This is a genomic window from Mesorhizobium sp. M1E.F.Ca.ET.041.01.1.1 (assembly GCF_003997355.1).
Lineage (GTDB): Bacteria > Pseudomonadota > Alphaproteobacteria > Rhizobiales > Rhizobiaceae > Mesorhizobium.
The window spans coordinates 1-3,998 of sequence record NZ_RZSL01000552.1 but is presented as its reverse complement, the minus strand read 5'-3'; the positions used below and the strand labels follow the sequence as shown (position 1 = coordinate 3,998).

Sequence of the window (3,998 nt, the reverse complement as noted above, 5' to 3'; positions counted from 1 at the left end):
GTTTGTCGGCGGCATTGCCGGTGCGATCACGGCGCATCTCATGTTCGCACTTCCGGTGCTGGAGATCGCGACGAAGCCGCGTGCCGGACCGGCGCAATGGTTCTCCGAAATGGTGGCCACATTCGGCCTCGTCGCGGTCATTCTCTCCGGAGCCCGGTTCGAGCAGCGAGCCGTGCCATGGCTGGTTGGCCTCTATATCACCGCTGCCTACTGGTTCACCGCCTCTACATCCTTCGCCAATCCGGCCGTGGCGTTGGCGCGTTCGCTGACCAACACGTTCTCCGGCATCCGGCCCATGGATCTCCCGGGCTTCATCGTCGCCGAACTGCTTGGCGCATTGATCGCTCTGGCGCTGATGGGCTGGCTGCTGCGGCCGGAGATCATTCCGCAATCCCAGCCACTGAAAGCACAGTCATGACGGTCACGATCTATCACAATCCTGATTGCGGCACCTCGCGGAACACGCTCGCCATGATCCGCGCCAGCGGCGAGGAGCCGGTGGTGATCGAATATCTGAAGACGCCACCGAGCCGCGAGCGGCTGCTGGAACTGATCTCGGCGATGGGCATCACCCCGCGCGAGCTGCTGCGGGAGAAGGGAACGCCTTATGCCGAGCTTGGCCTCGCCGACCCGAAATGGAGCGACGGCGAGCTGATCGATCTCATGCTCGCCCACCCCATCCTGATCAACCGGCCGATCGTCGAGACGCCGAAGGGCACAAGGCTATGCCGGCCTTCAGAGGTGGTGCTGCCCCTACTCGAGCATCCGGTGCGCGAGTTCGTGAAGGAAGACGGCGAGAAAGTGGCGTACACGCCGCCGGCCTAGACCGGTAGCTGCTTCAATGAAGGCCTTTTGGCTGGCCGAGCGAGTCGACAAGGTGATGGGGTACGCTACCGACTTCCCGCCACCTCGCGCGTCGATACAAGAAAGGGCCTGACGCGGCTTCAGCAGGCCGTCATGACGACGACGTACATTACCGATGACGATCTGCGTTGATCCGATCGGCTCCTAAGAAAGACCTCCTGCCCGGTTTCGACCGGGCATTTTTAGCTTTCAACAAGCGCCAGCTTCGAGCGGATAGCGCCAATCGCATTGACTATGGCATCGGCGGCGTGAAGGTCGAGCGCGATATTCAAAAGGCCTTCGGTCGTATGGATCGATAGGATGCCGAGAGCGCCCTTGTCGTCCTCCACCGTGCCGACGTGGATTTCGGTTGGCACGAAAGGTGACGCCTTGTCCCTGCGGTTCATCGTTCACCTGCGATAACGGGGCGGGCGACAATCGCGCATTCTGGTCATGCATTCAAGCGTGGTGAAAAGCCGCCGAGCTCACTTCATATTCGGGGAGGCCTTTACCTGCCCCGTTTCGTCAGCATTTGGGTTTCGCTAAAGTCGTAGCGAAACCTCCCAGATCTCCGCTAAGGTCGGAGACTCTTTCAAAAATCGCAGCACCTTCCTGGCTGCGATCATGTTATAGGGAAAAATCCCCACAGACGAATGTCCGCAATTGAGACGCAGGACTTCTGGCGAACGATTGCATTTCGTCAATAACTCTATCACCCGATCCGAAGCTTCTGGACGTGTGATCGTATCGTCCTTGCCAAGCACGAACATAATATCCAGGCCAGGACGTGTGAGACTCCACGTATGGAGCTCTAGGTTGATGAGACCCCAAGCGGTTTTCAATTCATCGAGTGACATGGCCGGTTCAATACGACCACGTAACGACTGCATGGTCTCCCCAGTCCAAACAAGATCAGCAGGGCTCCCTGGCGATACCATGAGAACCGCTTTATCAACCTTTTCTTCCTGGGCAGCGATCAGTCCAGCAACCGTGCCACCTAAGCACATGCCTACAACGGAGATTTTTCGATACCCCTGACTATGAAGCCAACGAACAATCTTACGGCCATCCAATACCGCCTGTCTCATCGACCGGACGGTACGTCCCAAATTCGCGTTGAAGAATTTTTCCTCGGAATAGTCGTGGGAACCACGACTAAAATGATATGGGAGGGTAGCCTCAATAACTGTTATGCCCCTTGCGGCAAAGAACTTGGCGAATGTTGGGAAACGGTTCCGCGCGTACCAATGATGAAACACAACGAGTGCATGATCTTTCGATCCGCTATCGGTAACCACACATTCAAATGTATTGTTGTCTTCATCCACGGTTGTGATATCAGACTGAAAAATGACAATATTTTCTTCTTCTCTTAATGGCTCCGGGGGCAAAACCGGGAAGAAAAACTGTTCTCCTTCGGAAAGCGTCCTGAACGCCAATTCGCGGCCACTAGCTTTTTTGTCCTCGGCCTCGTTAACCGTGAACGCCAAGGAAGTATCATAACCAAAGCCTATGGACCTGTGATCGGTACGCTTCTGGCGTTCTAAGGTTCTCAAGATGTGCTTGCGATCATGACGACGCGCCAGATAACGAAACATACCTCTCTCCTATTTCTTGAAGATCAAAAACAGTTTGTTCGGCCGCCACTCGATACCTGAGGAGTTTTGCGAGGTAAGACGGCTCATCAAATATCCCCGTTTTCACAGCCCTTCTTCTTATGTTGAATTGCCCACAGCCTGAAATGTCGCGGTCGCATCTTCATAACTGGCACGGGATTGGTTGCTGGCCACGGGCCTGCCGTCGACGTCTGTGAGAGCGCCGGCGTTGCAGAACTCGGCAAAGGGTTGTGGCGATGATCTTGCGGTGCGGACCCTCAAGGCTTTCGCTCGGCAGATCGGGGCGGGCGCCCTGCAACAGCTCGGCCGGCGATGTTCGGGCAATGGTCGCCCTCGCCGCTGGACCGTGACCAGACCGTCGCCGAAGCCGCTCGATTGGGTCTTCGAACAATTCAATGTCTTGTCCCGTCGGGGAAGATGATAGCTAACTCCTCCTCTGTTGCCTGAAACACGCTGTAGGTGCCGTTGACCGCGGCGTTGATGATCTGAATATTTTTCCTGTACAGCTTTTTGACACTCGCCAGCGCTTGTCGCAACCCCAGATTGGCGTGATGCGCAAGGCTGGATTGAAACTGTTTTTGGAGGCAGTTTTGAGCAGGGCGATCTCACTGAAGCGGAATGGCGCGTACGATTGCGCCGAAGCCGGGCAAGCGCTACCCCTACAAAAGTGCCTGAGTGTTCTTGTTCCACTGGTATCTCTCATGGGTCCGATTTACTTCGCCTTCGGGCTCTCCCCTTGAATTCGTCGTAGCATGGGCCGCTGTCTGGACCGGACTTCGATTTCTCAGTTTTGAAGCAGGCGCACGCCGTTCTCGACGAGACGTCCAATGATGCCACCGTCGTGGCACGACAGATATCCTTCAATTGTTCTCGCCATACCCATTGTCACCACGCTGGCAAATCTTCGAAGCGACACATGTGGTGGTCTACTCAATCATCTGCAGGTTGATCCTTTTCAACCTGAGGCGGCACCGACGGGCTGCGAACCTGACAAGGGGGCAAAACCCCTCACTGCGACTGGACGCAGCAGGTACGGCGTCGGAGAGCCGCGAAAGGTCTTATCAGAGCCGCCATTCCAGTTGAGAGCCCCCGATGCCAGACCTTGCAGCCCCCGACTGGGATCGCCGGTCTGGGGGTGCCTCGGCGCATATTGGTGCGACAAGGACGCCTACGCCGACTACAAGGTGTTTGCCGACTATTTCGAGCACCGGCTGCACCGCCCAGCCAAACTAAGCGGTATTCGCACCAATACGCTGAGGGTAACTCAATAGGTCAGGCGGCGACGGCATCCGCGATGCCCTCGATGTCGGCCGCGAGGGCCTCTTCGACTTCGGCAAGCTGCCGGCGCTTTTCGGCGAGCTCGCCGCCAAAGGCGGATTCGCCGCCATCGCGGGATCGGTAGGAGGCGAGACGGCGCCGGGCGTCGGCGAGACGCTGCCGATAGCGTTCCCGGTCCTCGTCGAAGTTCGACAACGCATGTTCGAGACGGGCGACGGCGCCGAGCGGCGTCACCGTCACCGGCAGGTCGATCTCATGATC

Annotated in this window: 3 protein-coding genes and 2 pseudogenes; 2 read left to right on the top strand and 3 right to left on the bottom strand. The window is 57.3% G+C overall.

The window, feature by feature from the left end; translation table 11 throughout:
• A pseudogene (locus EOA38_RS29980) lies at positions 1-418 on the top strand (aquaporin); the annotation flags it as partial.
• The gene (gene arsC / locus EOA38_RS29975; RefSeq protein WP_127300943.1) at positions 415-825 is read left to right on the top strand and encodes an arsenate reductase (glutaredoxin); all 411 of its coding nucleotides are present in this window, start codon (positions 415-417) and stop codon (positions 823-825) included. The pseudogene EOA38_RS29980 and the gene arsC, both read left to right, overlap by 4 nt.
• Before the next feature lie 221 nt (positions 826-1,046).
• Here arsC and EOA38_RS29970 read toward each other — a convergent pair whose 3' ends face one another.
• From EOA38_RS29970 to EOA38_RS29960, 3 genes and pseudogenes are all read right to left on the bottom strand, one after another.
• Positions 1,047-1,250 (bottom strand): hypothetical protein, encoded by a 204-nt coding sequence (locus tag EOA38_RS29970; protein WP_127300942.1) that lies wholly within the window; start codon positions 1,248-1,250, stop codon positions 1,047-1,049.
• Positions 1,251-1,385: 135 nt separating this feature from the next.
• The gene (locus tag EOA38_RS29965; RefSeq protein ID WP_245480950.1) at positions 1,386-2,441 is read right to left on the bottom strand and encodes a dienelactone hydrolase family protein; all 1,056 of its coding nucleotides are present in this window, start codon (positions 2,439-2,441) and stop codon (positions 1,386-1,388) included.
• A gap of 1,290 nt (positions 2,442-3,731) precedes the next feature.
• A pseudogene (locus EOA38_RS29960) lies at positions 3,732-3,998 on the bottom strand (hypothetical protein); the annotation flags it as partial.